The sequence below is a fragment of the Kutzneria sp. CA-103260 genome (genome assembly GCF_018263855.1).
In the GTDB taxonomy this organism is placed as follows: Bacteria; Actinomycetota; Actinomycetes; order Mycobacteriales; family Pseudonocardiaceae; genus Kutzneria.
Genome location: NZ_CP073318.1, coordinates 10,723,047 through 10,743,012, shown reverse-complemented (window position 1 = coordinate 10,743,012; position 19,966 = coordinate 10,723,047). Strand labels below are relative to the sequence as shown.

Sequence of the window (19,966 nt, the reverse complement as noted above, 5' to 3'; positions counted from 1 at the left end):
GTCACACCCCGTTTGACCAGGCATGAAGCGTCTTCCGGCCACGTTGGCCCTGCTGTCGGCGACCGTCGCGGTCGTCATCGTGCTGCTGGCGTCGACACCGGTCACCGCGACGCTGGCCGCCGAACGTGAGCCGATCCCGACGCCCACGACGAACAGCACGACAACCACCACGACAACACCGCCGACCACGACGACGACACCGCCGCCGACAGTGCCGCCGGAGGACATCGGCCAGCTCGTGCTCAAGGCGATCGACAGCGTCTCGCCGGGCACCGAGGTCGGCGTGCTGGCCGTCGACACGCAGACCGGCCAGGCCGTGGCCAGCTACAACGCGAACGAGCCGATGTACACGGCGTCCGTGGTGAAGCTGCTCATCGCCATCGACCTGTTGCACAGCCAGAACTGGGCCCCGGACGCCGCCACGGCCGCCGAGCTGGAGCGGATGATCTCCTACAGCGACGACGACATCGCCGACTCGCTGTGGGACCAGGACGGCGGCAACTCGATCGTCACACGCATGGTGTCGCTGATCGGGCTGACCGGCACGCAGCCGCCGGACGACCCGTCGCAGTGGGGCGAGACGCTGATGTCCGCGCAGGACGTCGTCACGACCTACCAGTACATCCAGGACGACATCCCGACGCAGGCGCAGGACGTGCTGCTGACCGGCATGAGCAACGCCGCCGGCACCGCCGCCGACGGCTTCCAGCAGTACTTCGGCATCCCCGACGGCCTGCCCGGGACCACCTGGGCGATCAAGCAGGGCTGGATGCTGCTCATGTCGACGACAGTGCTCGACACCACCGGCATGGTCGGGCTGGGCCCGACGATGCCCTACGCGGTGGCGATCATGACCGAGTTGCCGGCCGGCACCTCGTGGGCGACCGGGAGCAATGCGGTCACCGCTGGCGCTGCCGCACTCAAGGCCGCCTTCACTGCGTGATCAGGTCCGCCGCCGTGACGCCGGACAGGGCACCGCGCAGCGTCGGGGCCGCTCGCACGAGCTGACGCGTGTACGGGTGCTCCGGTGTGCGGTAAACCCGTTCCACATCACCGATTTCGACCAGCTCGCCGGACTTCAGCACGGCCACCGTGTCGCAGACGTGCCGGATCACCGACAGGTCATGGGACACGAACACCAGGGTCAGCGCGAACTGGTCGACCAGGTCCGCCAACAGGTTCAGGATCTGCGCCCGCACGGACACGTCCAGCGCGCTGACCGGTTCGTCGGCCACCAGGACCTTCGGCCGGGGTGCCAGGGCCCGGGCCAGGGAGATGCGCTGCCGCTGCCCGCCGGAGAACTGGTGCGGGAAGCGACGACCGGCGTCCGCCGGCAGCCCGACCGCGGCGAGAACCTCGGCGACCCGCTCGCCCTGGCCGGGAATTCGTTGCGCCACAAGTGGTTCGGCGATGATGTCGCGAACCCGCATGCGGGGGTCGAGCGAGCCCATCGGGTCCTGGAACACGACCTGGAGATCACGTCGCAGGAAGGACAGCTGCCGCTCGGGGCGGCCGTCCACGCGTTGGCCGTCGAAGGTGACCGTCCCGGCGGTCGGCTGGTCGAGGCCGGCGATCAGCCGCACCAGCGTCGACTTTCCGGAGCCGGACTCGCCGACGACGCCGAACCGCCGGCCGGCCTCGACCTCGAACGACACGTCCCGCAGCGCGTGCACCTCGGCTCGCGGGCCGAACGGCGACGTCCGCGACCGGTGGTAGACGCGGCTCAGGTTCTCAATCCTGATCATTCCTCACCTCCGGCCGGGTGCCAGCACGCGTGCCCGTGGGCGGGTTCGCCGGACCAGGGCGGTTGCTCGCCGCACCGGTCGTCGGCACGAGGGCAGCGGGTGCGGAACACGCAGCCGCTGGGGAACTGCCCCGCGGCCGGGACGGCGCCGGCGATGGCGTGCAGGCGGCCACGCCCGTCGACCGCCTCCAGGTCGGAGGCGTCCAGCAAACCCTTGGTGTAGCGGTGTTTCGGCGTTGTCAGAACCTCGGCGACCGGGCCGGACTCCACGATCCGGCCGCCGTACATCACCAGCACGCGCTCGCAAACCGTTGCCACCACGGCGAGATCGTGCGTGATGAACAGCAGCGCGGCGCTCCTTTCCTTTACTCCCTTGATAATCAGGTCCAGCAGCTGAGCCTGGACCGTGACGTCGAGAGCAGTGGTAGGCTCGTCGCAGATGAGCACATCCGGGTCATTGGCGAGAGCGATGGCCAACAGCACGCGTTGCCGTTGCCCGCCGGAAAGTTGGTGTGGATAGGCCTTTCCCAGTTCAGCGACATCCCGCAGGCGCACCTGTTCCAGCAGCCGCAGGGCATCCCGGCGCGCGGCGGCCCGATCCCCGACCGCGCGGTGGATCAGCCGGGCTTCCGCCACCTGGTCGATGACCCGCATCGAGGGGTTCAGCGCGGTCATCGGCTCCTGGAACACCATCGCCAGTCGCGAGCCACGCAGCCGCGACAGCACGCTTTCCGGGGCCCCGACCAGGTCCTCCCGCACACCGTCGAGCCGAACCGAGCCGGCCGCGGTGACGTCGTCGGGCAGCAGCCCGAACACCGCCGACGCGGTCAGCGACTTGCCGGAGCCCGATTCTCCGATCAGGCCGACGCGCTCGCCGCCGCCCACCGTGAAGGAGACATCACTGACCAGTGGCAGTTCACCCGCCGCGACGCGCAGACCGTCAACCTTGAGCACGGCGGCCCTCCAACCGGGGGTCGAGGCGATCGCGTAGACCGTCGCCCAGCAACGTGAAGCCGAGCACCGCGACCGCGATCGCCACGCCCGGCACGATCAGCAGTCTCGGCTGGACGGCCAGGAGTTCCTGGGACTCCTGCAGCATGCGCCCCCAGGACGGCGTGGGCGGCTGGGTGCCGAGGCCCAGATAGGACAACGCGGCCTCGGCCAGCACGGCGATGCCGAACGACACCGAGCACTGCACGATGACCAGCCCGGCGATGTTGGGCAGCACGTGCCGCACCGAGATGGCCAGGCCGGTGCGGCCGGCCGAGCGGGCCGCCAGCACGTACTCCGTGTTCAGCACCTGCAACGCGGTGGCCCGGGCGAGCCGGGCGAACGACGGCACGGTGGCGATGCCGATGGCGATCATGGCCGTGAGCGTGCTCGCGCCGAACGCGGCGCCAAACATGATCGCCAGTAGCAGCGCCGGGAAGGCCAGCACGATGTCGTTGGCCCGCAACACGATCTCGCCGAGCCAGCGCGGGCCGGCGGCCGCGAACACGCCGAGCGGCGTGCCGACGAGCGCGGCCACGCCGACCGCGACGATGCCGACGTAGAGCGTGGTCCGCGCGCCGACCATGAGTTGGCTGACCAGGTCGCGGCCGAACCGGTCCGTGCCCAGCCAGTGGGCCCCGCTCGGGCCCTGCAGCCGCAGCGCCGCGTCGACAAGCGTCGGGTCGAACGGCGTCCACAGAAAGGAGACCAGCGCCGCCAGCACAATCAGGCCGACCAGCACGGCCCCGATCACGAGGTTCCTCACCGCGCCCTCCGCAGCCTCGGGTCGATGACCGTGTACAGCACATCGACGAGGAGGTTGACCACCAGCACCGCCGCCACCAGGACCATCACCACGTCCTGCACGACGATCAGGTCTCGGCTGCCGACGGCGTCCAGCAGCATGCTGCCCAGGCCGGGGACGACAAAAACCCGCTCCACCACGACCGCGCCGATCAGCAGGGTCGCCAACTGCAGGCCGAGCACCGTCACCACGGGCACCGCGGCGTTGCGAAGTCCGTGCCGTATCAGGGCTTGGGTGGGCTTGAGGCCCTTCGCCCGGGCGGTGCGCAGGTAGTCCTCGCGCAGGACGTCCAGCACGGCCGAGCGGACATAGCGGGTCAGCACCGCGGCCTGCACGAGCCCGAGCGACAGGGCCGGCAGCACCAGGCCTTTCAGGAACGCCACCGGATCAGCGTCCGGGGGTGTCCATCCGCCGGAAGGGAGGATGCGTAGCGACACGGCGAATATCTCCACCAGCACGATGCCGGCCAGGAAGGCGGGAATCGCCGCGCCCAGCTGGCTGAGGCCGGACACGACCGTGCCGGACGCCTTGCGGTGCTTGGCGGCGGCGAGCGTGCCCAGCGGGACGGCGACGAGCACCGCCACCACGGTGGCCGCGCCGACCAGCCACAGCGTGACCTCGAACCGGTCGAGCAGCTGCGGGCCGATCGCGTCGCCGGTCACGTAGGAGCGGCCGAAGTCCCCGGTGAACAGACCGCCGATCCAGTCGAAGTACTGGACCGGGAGCGGCCGGTCGATGCCGAACGCGTGCCGGGTCTGGGCGAGCAGCTCAGGCGTGGCGTTGACGCCCAGGGCGACCTGGGCCGGATCTCCGGGCAGCACAGCCATGAACGCGAACACCACGAAGGAGGCGACCGCCAATGTGAGCAGGAAGACGCCGGCCTTGCGGAGCAGTGCCATCACGACCTCCCCGGCACCGACGACGCGAGGACATCGGCCTTACCCAGCAGCCCCATCAGGACCTCCCCAGGACCGACAGGTCGAACGACTCGCCGACCTGGTTCGGAGGGATGCCGGTGATGCCCTTCTTGGCGACGATCAGGTTGGGTAGCAGGAAAAGCCAGTCGGCGGCGGCGTCGGCGTTGATCGTGCGGGCGACCTGCCTCATGTCGGCGATCTGCTGCTCGGGGGTGCCGGTGTCGGCGTCGGCCAGCAGCTGGGCGACGGCCGGGTTGTCGTAGCCCCAGTAGTACTTGGGGTTTCCGAACGTCACGATGTCGCGGGCCTCGACGTGGGCGACGATCGACATGTCGAAGTCGTGGCCGGTGAACACCTGCTTCAGCCAGACCGCGGGGAAGTCCAGCTCCTCGATGCTGACCGTGACGCCGATGGCGGCCAGCTGGGAGCGGATCACCTGGGCGGAGTCGACGGCGTACGGAAGATTGGGAATCCGGAGGCGGAGAGTGAGGTGTTGCTGGCCGGCGGCGGCGAGGAGCTGTCTCGCCTGGGCCGGGTCGTAGGGATAGACCGCGGACAGGTCCTCGTACCAGGGATCCGACGGCGGCACCATGCTGCCGATCAGCAGGCCCTTGCCGGCCCAGGCCGTGTCCAGCAGCGCCTTGCGGTCGATGCCGTAGGTCAGCGCCTGGCGGACCCGTTTGTCGTTGAGCGGGGCCTTGGCGTTGTTGAAGGACAGCACGACTTCGGCGGTGGTGGTGCCCTGGATGGTGGTGAACCGCTCGTCGCTGGCGAACTGGGCCAGCGAGTCCGGCGCCTGCACGGAGCTGATCACGTCGATGCCGTTGCTCAGCAGGGCGTTGTTCAGCGCGGTGGGATCCTGGAAGTACTTCAGGACCACCCGGCCGTATGCCGGTTTCGGGCCCCAGTAGCCGGGATTGGCCTTCAACACGATGGAGTCGCCGCGGTTGAAGCGGTCGAGCTGGTACGGGCCGGTGCCGATCGCAGTGGTGGCCAGGTTGCCGACGCCGTTCGGGGCGAACATCGCGCCGACGCGGCTGGCCATGGTGAAAAGCCAGCCGTTGCTGGGCTGCTTCAGCACCACGCGGGCATGCGTCGGTGAGACGGCCTCGACATGGTCGACCACGTCCATCTCGGATTTCAGCGAGATGGTCCAGTCGGTGTGGACCCGGTCGATGCTGAACTTGACCGTGTCGGCGGTGAACGGCTCGCCGTCGGTGAACGTCACGCCCGGGCGGAGCTGGAAGTCGTAGGTGCGGCGGTCCGGGCTGACCATCCAGGAGGTGGCCAGCTGGGGCACGATCGCGCCGTTGGCGTCGAGGCGGACCAGGCCCTGGTAGACGTTGTCCAGCAGGGCCTGCGGGATCGCCGCGCCGTCGGTGCGGGTGAAGTCGAGGTTGGCCGGCGGGGCCGTGAAGCCGATGGTGACCGAGTCGGCGCTCGGCGACGAGTACGCCGTCGAGCCCGCCGAGCAGCCGGCGAGGGCGGCGACCAGCACCAGGGCGAGCAGCGCGCGAAGCACGGTGATCACCCTAGCCAGGGGTGCGCCGCGATGTCCCGCCATGTGGGCGGGCGGGGCGTCAGATGGCGGTGCTCTCGCGGACCAGCAGGGTGTGGCGGGCTGTGACTTCGCGGGGCGGGCAGTCCAGGCCGTTGATCCGCTCCAGCAGCATGGTCACCGCGACCTCGGCGATCTGGGCCTTGTCGGGGGCGACGGTGGTCAGGGTGGGGGTGCTGAACCGGCCGTCCTCGATGTCGTCGACGCCGACGATGGCGACGTCGTTGGGCACCCGGAGCCCGGCGGTGAGCAGGGTGCGCAGGGCGCCGAGGGCGAGCAGGTCGTTGAAGCAGAAGACGGCGTCCGGCGGCTCGTCCAGCGACAGCAGCAGGCGCATGGCGGCGGCGCCGTCGGGGCGGTGATAGGACTCGGCCGGCACCACCAGCTCGGGGTCGTACTCGATGCCGGCGGCGGCGAGGGCGTCGCAGTAGCCGCGCAGGCGCACGCTGGCGGTGCCGGCGGCGGAGACGCGCTGGTCGCCGATGGCGGCGATGCGCCGCCGGCCGAGGGCGAGCAGGTGCTCGGTGGCCTCGCGGGCGGCGGCGACGTTGTCGATGGCGACGAGGTCGGCGGCGCCCGGCTGGACCTGCTCCCCCAGCAGCACCAGGGGCAGATCGGCGCGCAGCCCGACGAGGTATTCGGTGTCCAGGGCGAGGGGACTGATGATCAGGCCGTCGATGGTCCGGGACCGGGCCCCGGACGAGGTGAGCCGTTCCCGGTCGCCGCGGCCGTCGGTCTGGTCGATCAGCACCGACCAGGACTCCCGCTCGGCGGCCGCGATGACCTGCTCGGCCAGCTCGGCGAAGTACGGGATGCCCAGCTCGGGCAGGGCCAGCCCGACAATGCCGGACCGGCCGTAGCGCAGGTGGCGGGCGGTCAGGTTGGGCCGGTAGCCGAGCTGGTCGATGGCCTCGCGGACGCGGCTGCGGGTGGCCTCGCTGACGTGCCGATAGTCGTTGACCACGTTGGAGACGGTCTTGACCGAGACTCCAGCCAGTCTGGCCACGTCCTTCAGACTGGCGCCCACCCGCACCTCCTCCTGCCGAAACGCCATCTTCCCTGGTGCCCGACTGTACGGCTACTCTCGCGACAGGCCCGTTTACAACGTTGAAAACCGGGGGTCGAAAACCGAGGGACGGACGACCCAGGACGCAGGGGAACCAAGGGCTCAGGGAACGACGCAGGGAACCAGCGCAGAACAGCCGAGGCGCGGAGAACCAAGGAGCAGCAGACCTGGCGAGGGGCAACAGACCGAGCCAGGACAGCAGACCGAGGAGGCCGTCGTGGACCGTCGCACGTTCATCCTGGCCGGTGCGGCGCTGGCGACGGCGACCTGTTCGGGGGCCGTCGCCTGCTCGGGGCCGGCGGGCCTGGCGTACTGGAACCTGTTCAGCGGCGGCGACGGGGCCCGGATGACGGAGATGGTCGGTGCGATCGGCACCCGGCTGGACGCGGTCACCCTGGCCTGGGGCACTCCCTACTACACCAAGCTGGCGATGGCGGCGGCCGGCGGTCGTGCGCCGGATCTGGCGGTCCTGCACCTGTCCCGGCTGCCGGGGTTCGCGCCGCTGGGTCTGCTCGACCCGTTCGACGACGATCTGTTGGCCACGCACGGCCTGACCTCGGACCGGTTCCCGCCGGCGGTCTGGGACCGGGCCCGCCACAACGGCCGCGCCTACGCCGTGCCGCTGGACACCCATCCCCTGGTTCTCTTCTACAACACGGAACTGTGCGGCAAGGCGGGTCTGCTGCAAGACGGCAAGCTGAAGCCGATTCGGGGCGAGCGGCAACTGCTGGAGGCGTTCGGCAAGGCCGGGCTCGCGCTCGCGGCGGCACGGGACGTGAATCCGTGGCGGCTGTTCTGGACGCTGTACCGCCAGCAGAACGGTCAGGGCCTGCTCGACGAGGCCAAGGCGCTGACTGCCTTGCGGTTGCTCCAGAAGATCGGCGCCACCACCAGGTTCACGGACAACAACGCGGCGGTCGCGTTGTTCGGCAGTGGCCAGGCCGGCTTCTTCTGGAACGGCGAGTGGGAGCTGCCGACGTTCCAGGAGCAGCGCACGCCGTTCGACGTGGCGCCGTTCCCGCAGGTCTACGACCGGCCCGCGGTGCACGCCGACTCGCACTCGTTTGTCCTGCCGCACCAACGAGATCGGGATCCGGAACGGACCGGGCAATCCATCAGGGCCATCGCGGAGCTGGTCGGTCAGAGCCTCACCTGGGCCCGCGGCGGGCACATTCCCGCCTATCAGCCGGTCGCGGCCTCAGCTGCGTACCTGAACCTGTTGCCACAGGCCAGTTACCGGTCCGCGGCGGCCGAGGCCGAGCTGGATCCGCCGGTGTGGTTCGCCGGGGCGGCCTCGGACCTGCAGAGCTCGGCGGGCGCGACGATCGGGGCCGTGTTGGGCGGCACGATGTCGCCCGAAGCGGCGCTGGGTGACCTCAAGGCGACCTTGACCCGTCTGCAGAACACACCGAGGCCGTCATGAGGCGGTCGGGATTCTGGTTCGTGGCGCCGTTCCTCGTGCTCTACGCCGCCTTCCTGATCGTGCCGATGGTGATCGGGCTGGGCGCGAGCGTCACCGACGAGGGCATCACCGGCCATGCCGGCTTCGTCGGCGCGGCCAACTACGTGGAACTGTTCCAGGACCCGGCGGTCTGGAGCTCCCTCGGCCACACGCTGATCTTCACGGTGGTCAGCACGCCGGCGATCGTCCTGGTCGGCCTGGCCATGGCGCTGCTGGCCAACCGCGCGACGCCGGAGCGCTGGCTGTACCGGCTGGCGTTCTTCGCGCCGTACCTGCTGCCGGTGTCGGTGGTGGTGCTGATCTGGAGCTGGCTCTACCAGCCGGGATTCGGCCTGATCAACGACCTGCTGACCCGGCTGGGGCTCAAGGAGATCGGCTGGCTGTCCACCGACGGCATGGCGATGACGTCCATCGTCATCACGACCGTGTGGTGGACCGCCGGCTTCGGCTTCCTGCTCTATCTGGCGGCGTTGCAGGAGATCCCGAAACAGCTCTACGAAGCGTCGGCGCTGGACGGGGCGACGCCGTTCCAGCAGCTGCGCCGGATCACGCTGCCGCTGCTGTCCCGCACCCACCAGCTGGTGATCGTGTTGCAGATCCTGGCCTCGCTGAAGGTGTTCGACCAGATCTACCTGCTCAGCGGGCAGGGCGGCATCCCGGGGGTGCGCAGCATCGTGCAGTACATCTACGAGAGCGGCTTCACCCGGTTCCGCATCGGCTACGCCTCGGCCATCTCCTACGTCTTCTTCGCGCTGATCGCGGTGGTGGCGCTGCTGCATTTCCGGCTCACGGCATCGAAGGCCGAGCGATGAGGGCGGTGGCCGCCCTGCTGGCGGTGATCTGGCTGGTGCCGCTGGCGTGGGCGTTGGACACCGCGCTGAAACCCGAGTCGGAGACCACCCGGATCCCGGTGAGCTGGATCGTCGACGGCATGAGCCTGGACGCCTTCGGTCGGGCGTTGGGCGATGGCGCGCTGTTGGCCTGGCTGGGCAACAGCCTGCTGGTGGGGGTGGCCGTCACGGTGTTGACGGTGGTGGTGACGAGCCTGGCCGCCTATGGCCTGTCCCGGACGCGGTTCCGGGGTCGGGGCGTGGTGATGGCGCTGCTGGTGGCCGGGATCGTGATCCCGCCGCAGGTGCTGATCGTGCCGCTGTTCGCGGAGATCGTGGGGCTGGGCCTGGCCGACACGTACTGGGCGCTGATCCTCCCGCAGGTGGTGTTGCCGGCGATGGTGTACGTGTTGAAGAGGTTCTTCGACGGCGTGCCCAGGGAGCTGGAGGAGGCGGCGGTGATGGACGGCGCGGGGCGGCTGCGGGTGTACTGGAGCCTGATGCTGCCGCTGGCCCGGCCGGCGCTGGCCGCGGTGGCGATCTTCACCTTCGTCACGACGTGGAACAACTTCCTGTGGCCGTTCGTGGCCGTCAGCGACCCGCACCTGATGACCTTCCCGGTGGGGCTGGCGACCGTGCAGAGTTCCTACGGAGTCCGGTACGCCCAGGTGCTGGCGGCCGCGTTGCTGGGCGGGCTGCCGCTGGTGGCCCTGTTCCTGGCGTTCCAGCGGCAGCTGGTGACCGCGATCAAAGGATGACAACACGGTGCGACAGGCACGACTGACGCTCGACCCCGGCTTCGCCGTCGGCGAGGTGGACCCGCGGCTGTTCGGCTCGTTCGTGGAGCACATGGGCCGCTGCGTCTACACCGGCGTGTACGAGCCGGGGCACCCGGCCGCCGACGAGGACGGCTTCCGCGCCGACGTGCTGGAGCTGGTGCGCGAGCTGGGTGTGACGGTGGTCCGCTATCCCGGCGGCAACTTCGTCTCGGGCTACCGCTGGGAGGACGGGGTCGGGCCGCGCGGCGAGCGGCCGAGCCGGTTCGACCTGGCGTGGCGGCAGATCGAGACCAACGAGTTCGGGCTCAACGAGTTCATGCAGTGGTCGCGCAAGGCCGGCGTGGCACCGATGATGGCCGTCAACCTGGGCACGCGCGGCGTGCGGGAGGCCGCCGACCTGGTGGAGTACTGCAACTTCCCGGGCGGCACCATGCTCTCCGACCTGCGGGCCAAGCACGGTCACCCGGAGCCGCACGGAATTTCCCTGTGGTGCCTGGGAAACGAGCTGGACGGCCCGTGGCAGACCGGGCACAAGACCGCGCACGAGTACGGCCGGCTGGCCAACGAGACCGCGACCGCGATGCGCCGGGTCGACTCGAGCATCGAGCTGGTGGCGTGCGGGAGTTCGAACAGCGGGATGCCGACGTTCGGGTCGTGGGAGGCGACCGTTCTCGAGCACACCTACGACAACGTCGACTACATCTCACTGCACGCCTACTACGAGGAGCGCGACGGCGACCTCGGTAGTTTCCTGGCCAGCGCGGTGGACATGGACCGGTTCATCGACGCCGTGGTGGCCACGAGTGACCACGTCGGCGCGAAGCTGCGCAACCGCAAGCGGATCCGGCTGTCGTTCGATGAGTGGAACGTCTGGTACATGAGCCGGTTTCCCGGCGAGTTGAACCTGGCCGCCGAGCGGGTGCCGCGGCTGATCGAGGACAACTACCACGTCGCCGACGCCGTGGTGGTCGGCTCGCTGCTGATCACCCTGCTGCGGCACGCCGACCGGGTCGGCGTGGCGTGCCAGGCCCAGCTGGCCAACGTGATCGCGCCGATCCTCACCGAGCCCGGCGGCGGCTCGTGCCGGCAGACCATCTTCTATCCCTTCGCCCACGCCGCCCAGCACGCGCGGGGACGGGTGCTGCGGGTGGAGCCCGATTCGCCGCGCTACGACACGGCCCGGTTCGGCGACGTGCCGCTGCTGGAGGCCGTCGCCACTCAGGACGGCGACGAGGTGACTCTGTTCGCGGTGAACCGCTCGGTCGAGGAGTCGTTGGGCCTGACCGCGAATCTCCGTGCCCTGCCCGGACTTGAGGTGATCGAGCACGTGGTGTTGGCCGAGGACGACCGGTCGCTGACCAACACCGTCGCCGCACCGGACCGGGTGCGACCGCGCCGGGTCGACGGGGCGTCCATTGTGGACGGTGAATTGACCGCCGAGCTGCCGGCCCTGTCCTGGAACATGATCAGGCTGCGTCGAGCTCCGCGATGATTTGGTCAGTCGCCTGAAGAAGCCAGTCGGGGTCGCCGCCACGGCGGCCCCACTGCGCGGACTGGACGGCGCGGAGCAGGGACCAGCGGCGGGCTCGTTCGCGGTCGATGCCGGCGGCCTCGCAGTAGAGGTGGAGCCAGCGGAGGTGATCAGGGGCGAACAGCAGACGGGGGCTGTGGATCACGGTGAAGGCGTCGTAGGCGGGATCGCCGGCGCAGCCCTTGGGGTCGATGGCGAGCCAGGGTTCGCGCTCGCCGGACAACACGTTGGCGTCCCACAGGTCGCCGTGCACGAGGGTGTCGGGATGGTCGAGTTCCCGCACGGCGTCGAGGGCTCGTCGGGGAAGCGACCCGACGAACTCGGCCTCCCAGGCGGGAAACTGGTCACGCAGGCGGGGCAGCCCGGCCGGCGCGGGGATGGTCAGCCGGCGGGACAGCTGACCGAGGATGCCGACGGCTTGCTCGTCGTCGGCGACGGAGGCGAGGGTGTCGGGTCCGGCCTGTTCCAGCAGCATCGCGAAGCGGGCGTCGTCGCGGTCGAGGATGCGCACGGCGCCACGGCCCTGCCAGGCGGCGAAAGCGTCGGGCTGGTCGACGTTGCCGGGGTGCGGGAACGACACCTTGATGACCGCCGCAGGCCGCACCGGCACCACGATCCCGACGCTGCCGTGGGTGACCGGCCCGTCCGGCACGCGGGACCACCGTTGCAGCAGCTCGTCGACAATGGCCGGCAGCGAGGCGATCCACAACCGGCCGGCTTCGCCCTCACGGCGGACAGTCGATCGGGCGAAGCCGTCCGGAACTTCGATCATGCCTCGACGGTAGCGAACCGGGGGAAGAGAACTTCGGCGTTGCGGTGGTCGATGGCGTCGCGGTCGGCCGGGGTGAGGTCGGCGGTGTCCAGCAACTGGTTGAAGTACTCGCAGCCGACCCCGTTGGAATAGGGCCAGTCGCTGCCGTAGAGCACGTGGCCGGGGGCGGCGAATCCGGTGAGCAGCTTCAGCGTGTCGTGGCCGGTCGACAGGGCCGTGTCGAAGTAGAAGCGCTTGAGGTCGGCCATGATGGTCTCGGCGCTGAGCGGCGAGCCGAGCATGGGAACGGCCGTGACGAAGCGCTGCGCGGCGTAGGGCACGAACCCGCCGGCGTGGGACAGGATGATCCGGACCTGCTGGTGCCGTGCGAGCACTCCGGAGACGACCAGGTCGACGGCGGTGCGCGTGGTGTCGGCGGGGAAATCCACCACGGCGACGTTGATGCCGTCCAGCGGCGACAGCGCGGTGATCGTGGGGTGGATGAACACCACGGCCCGACGGCGGTCGAGTTCCGCCCAGACCGGCTCCCACCGGGAGTCGCCGAGGTAGACGCCGCCGCTGTTGGACATCATCACGACCCCGTCAGCGCCCAGGGTGTCGAAGGCGTACGCGATCTCGTCGAGCACGGCGGCGGGATCGCGGTCGGCCATCGGCAGGCTGGCGAACTGCCCGAACCGGCCCGGGTGGTCCTTGACCAGCTCGGCGGTGAACTCGTTGAGCTCGCGGGCCAGCCGGGGACCGCCGCCGTCGGCGATGGCGGGGACGCCCGGCGCGGACACCGACAGCACCGCCCCGGCGACCTGGTGGTCGTCCATCCAGGACAGTGCCGCCGACGCCGACCAGGCCGGCCTCGGCGTGGCCGCGAAGGGTTCGAAGGCCGGCGGGATCAGGTGATGGTGCACGTCAAGCCGTGTGGACATCGGTCCAACTCCTTAGCTTGCTAACCATTGCCGTGCTAATGTACTCCCATGAGCAAGACCGCAACCGTCGAGGAGCTGGCCGCGGCCGCGGACGCCCTCTACGCGGCCATGCGCCGCGGCCGCACCGCCGCCGTCGGGGAGGGCGCGCTGACGCTGGCCCAGGCCGACCTGCTCGATCCGCTGCTGGACCAGCAGTCCCTGCCGGTCAGCCAGCTCGCCCGGCTGGCCGGCGTCAGCCACCCGACGGCGACCCGGATGATCAAACAGCTGGAGACCAGGGACCTGGTCGAACGCCGGCGCGGCACCGAGGACGAACGGCTGGTCCTGGTCGCCCTCACCGACACCGGCCGGTCCCAGCTCCGCGCCGCCCGCGACCGCCTGCGCGAGGTGCAGAGCCGCACCCTCGGGCAGCTCTCCGCCGACGACCGCGGCCGCATCGCCGCCGACATCCACCGCCTCACCCGGCTGATCCGCGGCGAGGCACTGGGTCCCCTGTGACAGTCCCAAAAGTTGCGTGATCGTACTAGCGTCGCGGGCATGCCTACCGTGAAAGCGGCCGTCGTCCAGGCCTCGGCCCCGCTGTTCGACACGCCGGCGGCGTTATCCCGGGCCAAGGACCTGATCCGCCAGGCCAACGCGAACGTGGTGGTGCTGCCGGAGGCGTTCCTCGGCGGCTACCCGAAGGCCCTGGACTTCGACATCACGGTCGGCCGCCGCACCAACGCCGGCCGCGAGCTGTTCCGCCGTTACCACGCGGCGGCGATCGACGTGCCGGGGCCGGAGGTGGAATCCCTCGCCTCCCTCACCCGGGAACTGGGCTGTCACGCCGTGGTCGGCGCGGTCGAGCGCCAGGGCGGAACCCTGTACTGCGTGGCGCTGTTCTTCGGTCCCACCGGCTATCTCGGCCTGCACCGCAAGCTGATGCCGACGGCCGCGGAACGCTATCTGTGGGGCCAGGGCGACGGCTCCACGCTGCCGGTGATCGACACCGGCACGGCCCGGATCGGCGCGGCGATCTGCTGGGAGAACTACATGCCGCTGTTCCGGACCACCATGTACGCCAAGGGCGTCGACCTGTGGTGCGCGCCCACCGTGGACGATCGCGACCAGTGGCAGGCCAGCATGCGGCACATCGCGCTGGAGGGGCGGTGTTTCGTGTTGAGCGCCAACCAGTTCCTGCGCCGCGACGACCTGCCGCCGGACCTGCGCTTCGACACCATGGACCCGGTGCTGATCGGCGGCGGCTCGGTGATCGTGTCCCCGCTGGGCGAGGTGCTGGCCGGCCCGCTGCGCGACAGCGAGGGCATCCTCGCCGCCCAGCTGGACCTGGACGACCTGGCCCGCGCCCGCTTCGACTTCGACGTGGTCGGCCACTACGCCCGCGCGGACGTCTTCACCCTGCAAGTGGACGAGTCGTCCCGGAACGCGGTGAGCGCGGTGCGGTCGTCATGGCAAAGCTGATCTACTCGATGCTGATGTCGCTCGACGGCTACGTCGAGGACGCGGACGGCCGGTTCGGCTGGAGCGCGCCGTCCGAGGAGGTGCACTCGTTCGTCAACGAGCTGGCCACGCCGATCGGCACGTACCTCTACGGGCGGCGCATGTACGAGACGATGGTCTTCTGGGAGACCGTGCCCATGGAGCCCGACCAGCCGCGCTTCGCGCTCGACTGGGCCCGGCACTGGCAGGGCGCTGACAAGATCGTGTACTCCACGACGCTGTCCGAGCCGAGCAGTGCCCGGACCCGGATCGAGCGGGAGTTCCACCCCGACGCCGTCCGACGGCTCAAGGCCGAGTCGGACCGTGACATCGCCGTCGCCGGCCCGGCGCTCGCCGCGCGGGCGCTCAGCGCCGGCCTCGTGGACGAGTGCCACCTGCTCGTCTCGCCGGTCGTGGTCGGCGGCGGCAAGCGGTTCTTCCCCGACGGCGTCCGGCTGGACCTCGAACTGGTCGACGAGCGCCGGTTCACCGATGGCGTCGTCTTCCTCCGGTACGCCACCACCCGCTGAAAACGCCACATGTGCTCCACATTCGACTTCAGAACGCGACTGTGGAGCACATGTGGCGAAAAGGGGGCTAGGCCTGCGGCGGCTCGAAGGAGGGGCGCAGGGGCATGTGCGAGGTGGTGCCGTCCAGCTTCACACCGAGGATCTGGTGCAGCTGGATGTTGTTGACGTCGAAGCCCCACTGGCAGGCGGCCAGGTAGAGGCGCCAGATGCGGGCCTTGGGCAGACCCACCTCCTCGACGGCCTCGTCCCAGTGCTCGTCCAGGTTGGCGCACCAGCCGCCGAGGGTCTTGGCGTAGTGCTCCCGGATGTTCTCGGAGTGCCGGATCTCGAAGCCGGCGTCGTTCATCCGGGACATCAGGTAGCCCGGCCCCTCCAGCTCCCCGTCGGGGAAGATGTAGCGGGTGATGAAACCGCCGGCCTTGAACGGGAACTTGTCGCTGGGCCGGGTGATGCAGTGGTTGAGCAGCCGGCCGCCGTCGCGCAGCTTCGAGTACAGCGACGAGAAGTACGACGGCAGGTTGGCCCCGCCGATGTGCTCGGTCAGGCCGATGGAGCTGACCGCGTCGAACCCGCTCTCGGGCACGTCGCGGTAGTCCATGAACCGGACCTCGGCCAGGTCCTGCAGGCCCCGCTCGACGATGGCCTTCTGCGCCCACTCGGCCTGCGAGCGGGACAGGGTGACGCCCAGCGCCTTGACGCCGTAGTGCTCGGCGGCGTGCATGACCATGCCGCCCCAGCCGCAGCCGACGTCGAGCAGCCGCATGCCCTCGGTCAGCCCGAGCTTGCGGGCGACCAGGTCGTGCTTGGTGAACTGGGCGGTCTCCAGCGACGCGTCGGCGGTCGGGTACACCGCGCAGGTGTAGGCCATGGACGGCCCGAGCACCCACTCGTAGAACCGGTTGGACACGTCGTAGTGGTGCGAGATGGCCTGCGCGTCCCGGCTCTTGGAGTGCCGCCAGCCCTTGGGCCGGGCCTCCTGCGGCGGCGGGCTGACCGGCCACCAGAACCGGTGCTTGGCCAGCAGCCCGAGCAGCTCCAGCTTGGTCGGGTTGTCCAAGTGGCCCAACTCGATGTCGCCGAGCAGGTGGAAGGTGCGGTGCAGGTCGCCGACCACCTCCAGGTGCCCGGTCACATAGGCCCGGGCCAGCCCGAGCTCACCGGGCGCCGACGCCAGGTAGGACAGCGCGAACGGGGATCGGATCTCGATGCGGACCTCGGCGTCGGCCGGACCGCTCCGGCTGCCGTCGTAGGCGACGAACTCGATTCGGTCGTCCGCCTTGAGCGTCCGGCTGAACAGCTCCGCTAGCCGCATTCGCGGCCCCCTCTCTTCGTTACCCCCGCGGGTGCTAGCGCCCTCGGACACACTTGTCGTACAGGTCGGGCAGGCGGCCGGCGGGGTCGTAGTCCCGCTTGAGCCGCTGGTACGAGTCCCCGTTGTAGAACCGCCAGAACTCCTCCGGCGAGTAGAACGAGGTGGAGTACAGCGACTTGTGCCCGCCCAGCTCGGCGACCACCCGCTCGATGCGGCGGTTGTAGACGCCCTCCTCCTCGCCGAACCCGAGCCGCACGCCCGCCCAGAAGCCGACGTTGACGTAGAGCGTCTTGGGGTCCAGCGGGTACAGCGGCCACGGCCGGTCGTCGGTGACCTGGAGCGGGCACAGCCACACCGGGCTGATGCCGATCTCCTTGTCGAAGAAGTCCAGGAACTCGGGCAGCCGGTCCACCGGCACCTCGATGTCCTGGATCACCGGCTCGCTCGGATAACCGGTCAGCAGCGTCTCGACCCGGCGGCTCAGGCCGTAGCGGCGGTCGAGTGCGACGATCTTGCGGTAGACGTCGGAGCGCAGGTACTTGCGCGGCACCAGCCGGCGCACCCACGGGTCCTGCACGCCCAGCGCCGCCGAGCACCAGAACCAGTCGGTGTCCCAGCGCCACAGGTAGTCCCGCACGGTCAGGTAGTCGACCTGCTTGAACGGGATGGACTTGTAGTAGATCTGCTGGCCGGTGTAGTCGCTGGTGTGCGGGGCCGAGTCGACGAACTGGCCCAGGGTCAGGAACATCGCGCCGCGACTGAACACCGTGCCGTCGATGAAGTCGACAGGCTCGTCCCGGTACGACCGGTCGGTGCAGATCTGGGCGATGGCGGCGGCGCAGTCGTGGGAGGTCCCGAAGCGCACGTGCCGCAGCTTCACGAACGGCTTGACCGGCTGCAGGTCGATCTCCAGGCGCAGCGAGTAGCCGAGCGTGCCGTAGGAGTTGGGGAAGCCGGCGAACAGGGCCGCGTGCTCGTTGTCGGCCCGGGCGGTGACCACCTGGCCGTCGCCGGTGAGGATCTCCATCTCGCGCACCGACTCGTGCGGCAGGCCGTTGCGGAACGAGGAGGACTCGATGCCGAGGCCGGACACCGCGCCGCCGAGCGTGATGGTCTTGAGCTGGGGCACCACGTGCGGCATCAGGCCGTGCCGCAGGGTCGCGTCGGCCAGGTCCTCGTAGGTGGTCATGCCGCCGACCTGCGCGGTGCGGGTGGCCGGGTCCACGCTGAGCACCCGGTTGAACCGGCTCACGTCCAGGCCGGGATGCGCGTTGGCGTCGCGGAACCGGAACAGGTTGGAGGTCGGCTTGGCCAGCCGGACCGGGGTGCCGGGGGGTAGGGCGGCGTACTGCGCCCTCAGCGCCGCCACCTCGGCGTCGTGCTCACTGGAAACGGCCGTCCCACCTGCTTGGTTGCCCACGGCAACCGACTCTATTGGGCCGGGTGCTTCACGTCACGTCGGAATAACCCGATCCGTTGTCATCCTCGACACACGGGCGGCCGATCGGCTGGGCACGGACCGCGAAGTGAGCTGCGATACTCGACCGCATGATCGCGCTCAGTGAGATCGCCCCGACATTCGTGGATATGGCTCACCGGATCGTGTGGTGCACCGTGTCTACGGTGGACGGCGACAACCGGCCCCGCTCACGGGTGCTGCACCCGTTCTGGGAGTGGGACGGCACCCGCCTGACCGGCTGGATCGCCACCATGCGAACCGGCCCGAAGAAGGCTCACCTGGAGCACAGCGCGTTCACGGCCTGCAACTACTGGGCGCAGTCCCACGACACCTGTCTGGCCGAATGCCGGGCGAGCTGGGAGCAGGACCCGGCGGTCAAGGAGCGGGTGTGGCGGCTGTTCGCCGACGCTCCCGAGCCGCTCGGCTACGACCCGGCCGGCATCGGCGTTCCGGGCTGGGATGGCCCTTCGTCGCCGGCCTTCTCCGTGCTACGTCTGGATCCGTGGCGAGTGCGCGTGCTGACCGGCGAGCAACTGGCGACCGGCAAGAAGGCGGCGGTGTGGCGGGAGTGAGCAGGCTGCTGGTGTTCGGGCTGGCCGCCCTCGCGCTGGCCGGCTGTTCGTCCACGCCGGACCCGAACCCGGCGCCGGTCCGGCTGGACGACCTGAATCTGACGCCCTACCTGGACAAAGCCTGCTCGCTGTTCGACGCCGACCAGCTGGCCGACCTCGGCGTCGCCCAGGCGACCAGCGACCAGTCGACCAACGCCGGCTGCGTGCTGACACCGAAGGACCGGTCCGTGCCGGACATCGTCTTCGCGTTGCAGACCGGTCAGGCCGCGCCCAAGAGCACCGGGATGAAGATCGCCGGCTATCCGGCGCAGGAGCAACACACCGGGGTCTACTGCACCGTTCGGGTGGTTGTCGCGCCGAGTCAGCAGATCATGGCCAACGCACGCGGTGAGAACGACTGCCATTTGGCTGAAAGTGTTGCGACAACGGCCATCGCCTCGATCAAACGGCTGAGCCCGTGACCGCGTGTGGGGGATGATGGGACCGCTGTGGAGCCTCGACCGGAAGACCTCAACGCCTGGGTGAACGCGGGATTCGCCCGGGGGGAGGCGGCCGTCTGGCGCCGCTGGGGGTTCACGGTCGCGACCGCGCGGGCCTGGATCTCGGCCGGGGTGACCACGGGTTTGACCGCGGCGCAGTGGGCCATCGCCGGCGTCACGCCGGGCACGGTCGCGGGCTGGCGGGACGTCGGCATCAGCCCGGCCGACGCGGTGCGCTGGCACGAGTTCGGGGTTGGCCTGCGGGCCGCCGCCGAGTTCAGGGCCCGCGGCGTCAGCCCGGAGCAGGCGTGGTCGCAGCGCACCCACGGCACCGACAACCCGGCCGACCTCGAGGTGGTGCGGCGGTTCCGCGAGGCCGGCGTGGCCGGGCCGGTGCTCAGTTCGTACCTGCTGCGGCAGTGGCTGGACGAGCAGGCGCTGGAATGGGCCCGGCAGGGGGTGGACGCGGCCGACGCGATGGGCTGGCGGGAGCTGGGGCTGAGCGCGGCCGAGGGCGGCGAGCTGGCCCGGGCCGGCCGCCGGCCGGTGACCGAGCTGCGGGAGTGGTGGCGGGTCGGCATCCCGTTCGAGGAGGTCGCCGACTGGCTGGGCGCGGGGCTGGGGCCGGACGAGGCCGCCGGGCACCGGGCCAACGGGGTGACCGTCGAGCAGGCCGCGAGGCTGCGGGACCAGCGGCGGCGTCGACGGGAGCCGGAGCAGTAGCCCGGAGCGGCAACCCGGGAGCAAACAGCACTGCGAGA

General features: G+C 70.2%; 21 protein-coding genes. 11 read left to right on the top strand and 10 right to left on the bottom strand.

Annotation, left to right across the window (positions count from 1 at the left end):
* The first annotated feature begins 22 nt into the window (after window positions 1-22).
* On the top strand, window positions 23-943 hold the full coding sequence (locus JJ691_RS48260; protein ID WP_211766070.1) for a serine hydrolase: 921 nt from the start codon (window positions 23-25) through the stop codon (window positions 941-943).
* On the opposite strand, the gene JJ691_RS48255 is transcribed toward JJ691_RS48260, so the two are convergent.
* From JJ691_RS48255 to JJ691_RS48230, 6 genes are read right to left on the bottom strand one after another with little or no spacing between them, the layout of a single operon-like run.
* Window positions 933-1,745 (bottom strand): ATP-binding cassette domain-containing protein, encoded by an 813-nt coding sequence (locus JJ691_RS48255; protein ID WP_211766069.1) that lies wholly within the window; start codon window positions 1,743-1,745, stop codon window positions 933-935. The genes JJ691_RS48260 and JJ691_RS48255 overlap by 11 nt on opposite strands.
* On the bottom strand, window positions 1,742-2,698 hold the full coding sequence (locus tag JJ691_RS48250; RefSeq protein ID WP_211766068.1) for an ABC transporter ATP-binding protein: 957 nt from the start codon (window positions 2,696-2,698) through the stop codon (window positions 1,742-1,744). Before JJ691_RS48250 ends, JJ691_RS48255 begins: the two co-directional genes overlap by 4 nt.
* Window positions 2,685-3,500: an ABC transporter permease gene (locus JJ691_RS48245; protein ID WP_211766067.1), complete on the bottom strand. Its 816-nt coding sequence runs from the start codon at window positions 3,498-3,500 to the stop codon at window positions 2,685-2,687. The genes JJ691_RS48250 and JJ691_RS48245 overlap by 14 nt, the downstream gene beginning before the upstream one ends.
* The gene (locus JJ691_RS48240) at window positions 3,497-4,438 is read right to left on the bottom strand and encodes an ABC transporter permease (RefSeq protein ID WP_211766066.1); all 942 of its coding nucleotides are present in this window, start codon (window positions 4,436-4,438) and stop codon (window positions 3,497-3,499) included. Before JJ691_RS48240 ends, JJ691_RS48245 begins: the two co-directional genes overlap by 4 nt.
* A 55-nt stretch (window positions 4,439-4,493) precedes the next feature.
* On the bottom strand, window positions 4,494-6,020 hold the full coding sequence (locus JJ691_RS48235) for an ABC transporter substrate-binding protein (protein WP_211766065.1): 1,527 nt from the start codon (window positions 6,018-6,020) through the stop codon (window positions 4,494-4,496).
* Between the two features lie 16 nt (window positions 6,021-6,036).
* Complete coding sequence (locus tag JJ691_RS48230) at window positions 6,037-7,041, bottom strand: LacI family DNA-binding transcriptional regulator (protein WP_211766064.1); 1,005 nt, start codon at window positions 7,039-7,041, stop codon at window positions 6,037-6,039.
* A gap of 256 nt (window positions 7,042-7,297) precedes the next feature.
* Here JJ691_RS48230 and JJ691_RS48225 point away from each other — a divergent pair, with 256 nt between their 5' ends.
* Genes JJ691_RS48225 through arfA form a run of 4 tightly spaced genes read left to right on the top strand, consistent with a single transcriptional unit; the run spans window position 7,298 to window position 11,643 of the window.
* Window positions 7,298-8,503 carry an extracellular solute-binding protein gene (locus tag JJ691_RS48225; protein ID WP_211766063.1) on the top strand — a complete coding sequence of 402 codons (1,206 nt, stop codon included), beginning with the start codon at window positions 7,298-7,300 and terminating at the stop codon, window positions 8,501-8,503.
* The gene (locus JJ691_RS48220; protein ID WP_211766062.1) at window positions 8,500-9,354 is read left to right on the top strand and encodes a carbohydrate ABC transporter permease; all 855 of its coding nucleotides are present in this window, start codon (window positions 8,500-8,502) and stop codon (window positions 9,352-9,354) included. The genes JJ691_RS48225 and JJ691_RS48220 overlap by 4 nt, the downstream gene beginning before the upstream one ends.
* Entirely contained in the window at window positions 9,351-10,130 is a 780-nt protein-coding gene (locus JJ691_RS48215) for a carbohydrate ABC transporter permease (protein WP_211766061.1), read from the top strand. Before JJ691_RS48220 ends, JJ691_RS48215 begins: the two co-directional genes overlap by 4 nt.
* Before the next feature lie 7 nt (window positions 10,131-10,137).
* On the top strand, window positions 10,138-11,643 hold the full coding sequence (gene arfA, locus JJ691_RS48210) for an arabinosylfuranosidase ArfA (protein WP_211766060.1): 1,506 nt from the start codon (window positions 10,138-10,140) through the stop codon (window positions 11,641-11,643).
* Here arfA and JJ691_RS48205 read toward each other — a convergent pair.
* A complete protein-coding gene (locus JJ691_RS48205; RefSeq protein ID WP_211766059.1) occupies window positions 11,618-12,454 on the bottom strand; it encodes an aminoglycoside phosphotransferase family protein in 837 nt (278 codons plus the stop codon). The genes arfA and JJ691_RS48205 overlap by 26 nt on opposite strands.
* The gene (locus JJ691_RS48200) at window positions 12,451-13,374 is read right to left on the bottom strand and encodes an amidohydrolase family protein (protein WP_211766058.1); all 924 of its coding nucleotides are present in this window, start codon (window positions 13,372-13,374) and stop codon (window positions 12,451-12,453) included. Before JJ691_RS48200 ends, JJ691_RS48205 begins: the two co-directional genes overlap by 4 nt.
* A gap of 48 nt (window positions 13,375-13,422) precedes the next feature.
* On the opposite strand from JJ691_RS48200, the gene JJ691_RS48195 reads away from it, so the two are divergent.
* From JJ691_RS48195 to JJ691_RS48185, 3 genes are read left to right on the top strand one after another with little or no spacing between them, the layout of a single operon-like run.
* Window positions 13,423-13,872, top strand: coding sequence for a MarR family winged helix-turn-helix transcriptional regulator (locus JJ691_RS48195; RefSeq protein WP_211766057.1), 450 nt, complete (start codon window positions 13,423-13,425; stop codon window positions 13,870-13,872).
* Between the two features lie 39 nt (window positions 13,873-13,911).
* Window positions 13,912-14,835, top strand: coding sequence for a nitrilase-related carbon-nitrogen hydrolase (locus JJ691_RS48190; protein WP_211766056.1), 924 nt, complete (start codon window positions 13,912-13,914; stop codon window positions 14,833-14,835).
* Complete coding sequence (locus tag JJ691_RS48185) at window positions 14,823-15,383, top strand: dihydrofolate reductase family protein (RefSeq protein ID WP_211766055.1); 561 nt, start codon at window positions 14,823-14,825, stop codon at window positions 15,381-15,383. Before JJ691_RS48190 ends, JJ691_RS48185 begins: the two co-directional genes overlap by 13 nt.
* A 67-nt stretch (window positions 15,384-15,450) precedes the next feature.
* Here the strand turns inward: JJ691_RS48185 and JJ691_RS48180 are convergent, their stop codons facing one another.
* Complete coding sequence (locus tag JJ691_RS48180) at window positions 15,451-16,695, bottom strand: SAM-dependent methyltransferase (protein ID WP_211766054.1); 1,245 nt, start codon at window positions 16,693-16,695, stop codon at window positions 15,451-15,453.
* Between the two features lie 34 nt (window positions 16,696-16,729).
* A complete protein-coding gene (locus JJ691_RS48175) occupies window positions 16,730-18,115 on the bottom strand; it encodes an FAD-binding oxidoreductase (RefSeq protein WP_211766053.1) in 1,386 nt (461 codons plus the stop codon).
* A 128-nt stretch (window positions 18,116-18,243) separates the two neighbouring features.
* On the opposite strand from JJ691_RS48175, the gene JJ691_RS48170 reads away from it, so the two are divergent.
* Genes JJ691_RS48170 through JJ691_RS48160 form a run of 3 tightly spaced genes read left to right on the top strand, consistent with a single transcriptional unit; the run spans window position 18,244 to window position 19,928 of the window.
* Window positions 18,244-18,726, top strand: coding sequence for a pyridoxamine 5'-phosphate oxidase family protein (locus JJ691_RS48170; protein ID WP_211766052.1), 483 nt, complete (start codon window positions 18,244-18,246; stop codon window positions 18,724-18,726).
* Window positions 18,723-19,187, top strand: coding sequence for a DUF3558 family protein (locus JJ691_RS48165; RefSeq protein WP_211766051.1), 465 nt, complete (start codon window positions 18,723-18,725; stop codon window positions 19,185-19,187). The genes JJ691_RS48170 and JJ691_RS48165 overlap by 4 nt, the downstream gene beginning before the upstream one ends.
* 27 nt (window positions 19,188-19,214) lie before the next feature.
* A complete protein-coding gene (locus tag JJ691_RS48160; RefSeq protein ID WP_211766050.1) occupies window positions 19,215-19,928 on the top strand; it encodes a hypothetical protein in 714 nt (237 codons plus the stop codon).
* Window positions 19,929-19,966 lie beyond the last annotated feature (38 nt).

What these genes read in the sequence shown, in the direction of transcription:
- JJ691_RS48260 (WP_211766070.1), top strand. Translation starts at nt 23, where the DNA reads ATGAAGCGTCTTCCGGCCACGTTGGCCCTGCTGTCGGCGACCGTCGCG.
- JJ691_RS48255 (WP_211766069.1), bottom strand. Translation starts at nt 1,745, where the DNA reads ATGATCAGGATTGAGAACCTGAGCCGCGTCTACCACCGGTCGCGGACG.
- JJ691_RS48240 (WP_211766066.1), bottom strand. Translation starts at nt 4,438, where the DNA reads ATGGCACTGCTCCGCAAGGCCGGCGTCTTCCTGCTCACATTGGCGGTC.
- JJ691_RS48235 (WP_211766065.1), bottom strand. Translation starts at nt 6,020, where the DNA reads ATGGCGGGACATCGCGGCGCACCCCTGGCTAGGGTGATCACCGTGCTT.
- JJ691_RS48220 (WP_211766062.1), top strand. Translation starts at nt 8,500, where the DNA reads ATGAGGCGGTCGGGATTCTGGTTCGTGGCGCCGTTCCTCGTGCTCTAC.
- JJ691_RS48215 (WP_211766061.1), top strand. Translation starts at nt 9,351, where the DNA reads ATGAGGGCGGTGGCCGCCCTGCTGGCGGTGATCTGGCTGGTGCCGCTG.
- JJ691_RS48205 (WP_211766059.1), bottom strand. Translation starts at nt 12,454, where the DNA reads ATGATCGAAGTTCCGGACGGCTTCGCCCGATCGACTGTCCGCCGTGAG.
- JJ691_RS48200 (WP_211766058.1), bottom strand. Translation starts at nt 13,374, where the DNA reads ATGTCCACACGGCTTGACGTGCACCATCACCTGATCCCGCCGGCCTTC.
- JJ691_RS48195 (WP_211766057.1), top strand. Translation starts at nt 13,423, where the DNA reads ATGAGCAAGACCGCAACCGTCGAGGAGCTGGCCGCGGCCGCGGACGCC.
- JJ691_RS48190 (WP_211766056.1), top strand. Translation starts at nt 13,912, where the DNA reads ATGCCTACCGTGAAAGCGGCCGTCGTCCAGGCCTCGGCCCCGCTGTTC.
- JJ691_RS48185 (WP_211766055.1), top strand. Translation starts at nt 14,823, where the DNA reads ATGGCAAAGCTGATCTACTCGATGCTGATGTCGCTCGACGGCTACGTC.
- JJ691_RS48180 (WP_211766054.1), bottom strand. Translation starts at nt 16,695, where the DNA reads ATGCGGCTAGCGGAGCTGTTCAGCCGGACGCTCAAGGCGGACGACCGA.
- JJ691_RS48170 (WP_211766052.1), top strand. Translation starts at nt 18,244, where the DNA reads ATGATCGCGCTCAGTGAGATCGCCCCGACATTCGTGGATATGGCTCAC.